At 71.2% G+C, this 361-nt stretch carries 1 protein-coding gene; it reads left to right on the forward strand.

The features are described from left to right. Positions 1-308 (forward strand): hypothetical protein (locus H483_RS0119525; RefSeq protein ID WP_238556281.1); only part of this gene is annotated, 308 nt, incomplete at its 5' end. Positions 309-361 lie beyond the last annotated feature (53 nt).

Raw genomic sequence — 361 nt, forward strand, 5'->3', positions numbered from 1 at the left:
GGGTGGCCAGCGCTCGCCATTACTTGGCCAGTGCGAAGGGCTCCGACGGCCCGATCGCCGTCGCCGCGGTGAGCAAGTGGGGCGCAAAAGCCATCGGCACCAGGGACGTGAGCGGTGCGCTGGCCTCGGTCCCGCTCGCGTCCCGCCCCGACCGTCGTCGACGAGATCCCGCTGACCAACTGGTACCGGCCGGACGCCACCGAGTCGCCGCCCGGGGCCTACCCAAGGCCGGACCCCGGACCTGGGTCCGCGATCCGGAGTCGGGCGCGTACTCGCGACTGACCAAGGCGGTCTGGGAGAGGTTGTAACTGCCAGCTGGTCAGGACGCACCGCTCCTCGGCCGCGGGATCGATCTTCTTCG

Source organism: Dietzia sp. UCD-THP, from assembly GCF_000349585.1.
In the GTDB taxonomy this organism is placed as follows: domain Bacteria; phylum Actinomycetota; class Actinomycetes; order Mycobacteriales; family Mycobacteriaceae; genus Dietzia; species Dietzia natronolimnaea_A.